This is a genomic window from Nonlabens dokdonensis (assembly GCF_002162835.1).
GTDB lineage: Bacteria > Bacteroidota > Bacteroidia > Flavobacteriales > Flavobacteriaceae > Nonlabens > Nonlabens dokdonensis_B.
This window is the reverse complement of sequence record NZ_MAAX01000146.1, coordinates 1-5,298: the sequence shown is the minus strand read 5'-3', so window position 1 is coordinate 5,298 and position 5,298 is coordinate 1. Positions and strand designations below refer to the sequence as shown.

Below are 5,298 nucleotides of genomic sequence, written 5' to 3'. Positions count from 1 at the left end.
GAAAAAGAATATTTTTACTAGATAAACTATATGTCTTATAATTACAGGAACTAATAATTATTATTAAAAAGATTAAAAACGTGTATCTATTAATATTTTCCATAATTGTAGTATTTGATTTTTTCGCGAAATTTTTATTTCTATAGAGAATATAAGCAGGTAATTGAAGGTCTTCGTAGAAATTTTTATCATTGTCAGAAAATTTATGAGGTGCATTGTCTCGAGTACCATCTAGTCTACCTATATGCACGGTTCCTTTATTATTTATAGATGGTTAAGTATGAACACATTTACGATTTTTTCTTCTACGATATAGTGAATACCATAGGGAAATCTTTTTAGATGCGAGATTCTAACTTCTTTATACCTCTTTTGAAAATGTAAAGGATGTAATCTCAGATAAAATTTTTTTTCCAAAAATTCCAAATGAAATTAATCGCAAATGGTGTCAGAGACGATCTTGTAATGTCTTTTTGCTTTTATAAAGTCGTCTAAAGCTTCTTCATCAAACATAATTTGATAAGACATTATCTGCTAGTTTGCTTTCGGAATTCTTCTTCGGAAATATAATCAAGTTCACCGATCTTATGATTTTGCAGTTTTTTATCTATCATGAGTTTGTACTCATCATTAAGCTCAGAACAATTTGCTTTATCCTTAAGGATGTCCTCCATGTAGTTTTTAAGGTTTCTACCTTCCTTTTCTGCCTGAATAGATAAAATAGCGATGGTATCCCTATCTAGATTTAACTCTTTTCTTTTTTTATCTCCTGACATTATTCTCTTTCTTATTATAAATAACGTAAATTAATTCCACCTACTTTTATCATCCACATCCCATTCCTCATCGTCTTCCGTCTTTTTATCTTGATTAAAATTAAATTTACTCAAGTCTTTTTTTCTATAACGAGTCCAAATAAACAATGGCATGATCACAAAAAATATGAATAGTGTGGCAAGTCCTATTGCTTTGTGACCAGCAGCGGCATCGCCTTGATCAATGGTATAGAAACCATAAGCGATAGTAGCTAACGCTCCCAACAATAACAGTCCTAAAAATTTTAAAAAATCCATACCTTCAGTTTAACTAGCAAAAAACGTTCTACTGTTTTATGCTTTTTTATTCAAGACCACACTACTCGCTTGTGCTGTACACATTACGGTTAAGTCTGCAATGTTTACATGTGGTGGTCGTGTTACAGCAAATAAAATAACATCGGCAACGTCTTGAGGCTGGAGCGCTTGGTATCCTTGATACACTTTCTCTGCTCTTTGCGTATCTCCTTTAAATCGCACCTCACTAAAATTAGTCTCTACAAGTCCAGGATTAACAGCTCCTACTCTTATGCCGTATGGATTCAAATCCAGTCGCATACCTGTAGTAATCGCATCTACAGCGTGCTTAGAACCACAATACACATTTCCATTAGGATAAACTTCCTTACCTGCGGTAGAACCTATATTGATCACATGACCGCTTTTTCGTTCTCGCATTTGCGGAATAATCGTATGGCTCACATAAAGCAATCCCTTTACATTAATATCCATCATGGCATCCCAGTCTTCAACGCTACCTTTATCGATAGGATCTAATCCATGAGCATTTCCAGCATTGTTGATGAGCACATCAATGGTATCAAATGGAGCTTCTTTAAGACTACCTATTTTTTGTTTAACAAGTTCTTGATTTCGTACATCAAAATCAAGGGTTTCCACTGGTACAACTTCCGATAGTTCTTGCTTTAGTTCTGCTAATTTTTTTGTGTTCCTACCACAAAGAACTAAGGCAAAATTATTTTGAGAAAGTAATCGCGCTGTTGCTAAACCTATTCCGCTGGTAGCGCCTGTAATCAATGCTGTTTTCATATCCGTGCTTTCCACAAAAATAAGTAAAAGCGATTTGTAAAATGTTGGATTTATGTTACGCTTTCGCGAAAGCGGATACGTTAACAATCGATAACATAAAATCCAGCATCTTTCAAGGATTTAAAGAGTCTTGGCTTTAAATTTGGTAGTTACAGAATCGCCGTGAATTTTAACGGCATTTAAACAGTTCAATCTTTGTTGATTGGGCATTTTTGTAGAAGAACTATTTAAGAAAGTATAGGTATGGAGCAACAAAGCACTCAAATAGATATTGCTAGTATTAATGAAAAAGTCGCTCAAGAAAGTCAGTTTGTAGACTTACTTGTGAACGAGATGAACAAGGTGATCGTGGGACAGCAGTACATGGTAGAACGACTTCTTATAGGTTTATTAGGTCGTGGACACATCTTGCTAGAAGGTGTTCCTGGACTGGCAAAAACACTTGCCATAACCACGCTCTCTAAAGCAGTAAGCGGCTCGTTTTCTAGAATACAGTTTACACCAGATCTACTTCCGGCTGATGTTGTGGGAACACTTATCTACAACATGAAAGATGGGGAATTCAACATTAAGAAAGGACCTATTTTTGCCAACTTTGTTCTAGCAGATGAGATCAACCGTGCGCCGGCCAAAGTGCAAAGTGCTTTACTAGAAGCCATGCAAGAAAAGCAAGTAACCATAGGCGATGAAACCTTCAAGTTACAAAAGCCATTCTTAGTAATGGCAACGCAAAACCCTGTAGACCAAGAAGGAACTTACCCATTGCCAGAAGCGCAAATGGACCGTTTTATGTTAAAAACAGTAATCGATTATCCTACTATAAGTGACGAGCAGTTTATCATGCGAGCAAATCTTAAAAAAGAATTTGCGGCGGCAAATCCTGTAGTGTCTGTAGAGCAAATTTTACGAGCACAAGATGCAGTAGAAATTGTCTACATGGATGAGAAGATTGAGAAGTATATTCTCGATATCATTTTTGCAACTCGTTATCCAGAGAAATATAACCTGGCTGACTTAAAACCTTTGATTTCCTTCGGAGCATCGCCTCGTGGATCTATTAACCTTGCCAAAGCCGCAAAATGTTACGCATTTATCAAGCGACGTGGTTATGTAGTTCCTGAAGATGTGCGCGCCGTAGTACTAGATGTATTGCGTCACAGAATAGGTATAACCTATGAAGCCGAAGCAGAAAACTACACAACAGAAGATATCGTAAACAAAATTGTGAACACGATAGAGGTACCGTAAATAGTTAACTTAATCAATAAATCAAATGTCAGTTCGAGCGATAGTCGAGAACATTTTGATATCCAAATTTAAATTGATGCTTAAAAATCTGTTTCTTATCGTAATGATGATGACCTGCTTTTTGTCTTTCGGACAACAAAGCAACTTTAGCATAGAAGCAAATTTCCCGTATACTTTTGGAGACAATTTTGTAGATGAAGGTTACAATGGTGCAATAGACATAGGATTGAAGTATAAATTTGCTTCATACGATATCGTAGACCTAGGTGCATCTTTAAATGCAGGTGCTTTTTATAGAGATGACAGCAGATTTGACGGTGCGCCAGATGTTAATGGAACTGCGATTCTTTTTCAGCCTAGAGTGTATGCCTCATTTAAAATTAATGGAGCGCCACGTTTTCATCCTATGGTGGGATTAGGTTATTCCTTTTTTGCGTTTCATATAGAAGAGAAGAATTTTGCAGGAGCCAACTTTCAAGAAAACAGTTCTGATGACGGAATTAACTTAAACCTAGCGGTTGCTTATGATATAGCGGCAAAATGGTTTTTACAATTGCAATATGATTATGTGAGACTAAATGCGCGAGACGTGCGTAAAACATCTTATAACCAAAACGCAAATATCCTAAAGGCAGGAATAGGCTATAGATTTTAAAAATCAAAGATCAATAATAAATTAACAAGTGAACACACAAGAACTCCTTAAAAAAGTACGTAAAATCGAGATCAAAACTCGTCGTTTGAGCGATGCTGTTTTTGGTGGCGAGTACCATAGTGCTTTTAAAGGACGCGGAATGACTTTTAGTGAAGTGCGCCAGTATCAATTTGGTGATGATGTGCGCAACATAGACTGGAATGTTACCGCTCGCTATTCTGAGCCTTACATAAAAGTATTTGAAGAAGAGCGCGAGTTGACCTTAATGCTGGTGGCTGACATAAGTGGTTCTACCCTTTTTGGGACACAAGAACAGCTCAAAAAAGAGATTATTACAGAGTTATGCGCCACGCTAGCATTTAGCGCCATGCAAAACAATGATAAAGTAGGATTATTGCTGTTTTCTGATCAGGTAGAACTATTTATTCCGCCTAAAAAAGGAAAATTTCACATTCTTAGAATCATAAGAGAATTACTCGAGTTTAAAGCTAAAGGAAAAGGTACTGACGTTGCTGGTGCTTTAAAATTTCTCGCAGGAGTTTTAAAGAAAAAAGCCATCGTATTTGTGATGTCAGATTTCATGAGTACCGATTATAAAAAGACCTTACAAATTGCAGGTCGCAAACACGATGTTACCGGTATAAGAGTTTATGACAAGCGTGAGACTGAAATGCCTAAAATGGGGCTCGTACAGTTCTTAGATCAAGAAACAGGTAAATCGCAGTTAATCAACACGAGTTCTAAATCTGTACGTACTAAATATGCTGCGTATCATAAAGAATGTGCTGCATACTTTAAAGAAGCGTTTACCAGGTCAGATGCTGGTGCAATAGATCTAGAAACTCAAGAAAATTACACTAAAAAACTATTAGGATACTTTAAAGCAAGATGATAAAAAAACTCCTTTACATATCATTTCTATTATGCGCTGTCTTATCTCAAGCACAAGAGCCTACTACTGAAAAAAAAGAAGTAGAAACTAAGGTAGATCGAGATCTTATAAAAATAGGTGAAGAGGTGCAACTAGGCATAAGTGTAGACGCTGAGTTAGGTGATCTCATCATTTTTCCAGAGCAACAAACGATGGGCGCGATGGAAGTCATCAATAGTTATCCAGTAGACAGCTTAAAAATAGCCGATAAAATACGACTATTTAAAAAGTATGGTATCACACAGTTTGACTCTGGTGATTACTGGGTACCACGTCTTGAAATTCTCAAAAACGCAAGAAGATTGCAGTCCGATTCCATTCTTGTGAGTGTGCGAGAGGTTGTTGTAGATACTACTAAACAAGGCATGTTTCCGATTAAAGATTCAGTAGAGATTGAAGATCGTTCAAAAGGTTCTTACGGCTGGATGTGGTGGTTATTGCTTTTAATTCCTGTGGTGATTGCTGTTGTTTTGCTTTCGCGAAAGCGGGAACAAAAAACCTATGAAGAAACCTTACAACCTTATGAATGGACGCAATACCGTTTGCAAAAGTTAGACGAAAGCGGCTATCTAGAAAACCGTAACTGGAAAGAATATTAT

At 36.6% G+C, this 5,298-nt stretch carries 7 protein-coding genes and 1 pseudogene; 4 read left to right on the top strand and 4 right to left on the bottom strand.

The genetic code is table 11. The features are described 5' to 3' along the window. The 4 genes from A9Q93_RS09630 to A9Q93_RS09615 form a co-directional block, all read right to left on the bottom strand. The coding region (locus A9Q93_RS09630; RefSeq protein ID WP_303687179.1) for a hypothetical protein at window positions 1-250 on the bottom strand (250 nt) is incomplete at its 3' end. 277 nt (window positions 251-527) lie between these two features. Beyond that, a complete protein-coding gene (locus A9Q93_RS09625) occupies window positions 528-776 on the bottom strand; it encodes a hypothetical protein (protein ID WP_303687178.1) in 249 nt (82 codons plus the stop codon). 30 nt (window positions 777-806) lie between these two features. Beyond that, window positions 807-1,073: a hypothetical protein gene (locus tag A9Q93_RS09620; protein ID WP_015361761.1), complete on the bottom strand. Its 267-nt coding sequence runs from the start codon at window positions 1,071-1,073 to the stop codon at window positions 807-809. A 36-nt stretch (window positions 1,074-1,109) separates the two neighbouring features. Further along, on the bottom strand, window positions 1,110-1,865 hold the full coding sequence (locus A9Q93_RS09615) for an SDR family NAD(P)-dependent oxidoreductase (RefSeq protein ID WP_303687177.1): 756 nt from the start codon (window positions 1,863-1,865) through the stop codon (window positions 1,110-1,112). Between the two features lie 243 nt (window positions 1,866-2,108). On the opposite strand from A9Q93_RS09615, the gene A9Q93_RS09610 reads away from it, so the two are divergent. From A9Q93_RS09610 to A9Q93_RS09595, 4 genes and pseudogenes are all read left to right on the top strand, one after another. Continuing rightward, window positions 2,109-3,113 carry a MoxR family ATPase gene (locus tag A9Q93_RS09610; RefSeq protein WP_303687176.1) on the top strand — a complete coding sequence of 335 codons (1,005 nt, stop codon included), beginning with the start codon at window positions 2,109-2,111 and terminating at the stop codon, window positions 3,111-3,113. A 76-nt stretch (window positions 3,114-3,189) separates the two neighbouring features. Then, window positions 3,190-3,768 (top strand): outer membrane protein, encoded by a 579-nt coding sequence (locus tag A9Q93_RS09605; RefSeq protein WP_303687175.1) that lies wholly within the window; start codon window positions 3,190-3,192, stop codon window positions 3,766-3,768. Window positions 3,769-3,796: 28 nt separating this feature from the next. Then, window positions 3,797-4,660 carry a DUF58 domain-containing protein gene (locus tag A9Q93_RS09600; RefSeq protein WP_303687174.1) on the top strand — a complete coding sequence of 288 codons (864 nt, stop codon included), beginning with the start codon at window positions 3,797-3,799 and terminating at the stop codon, window positions 4,658-4,660. Beyond that, window positions 4,657-5,298, top strand: a pseudogene (locus A9Q93_RS09595) (hypothetical protein); the annotation flags it as partial. The gene A9Q93_RS09600 and the pseudogene A9Q93_RS09595, both read left to right, overlap by 4 nt.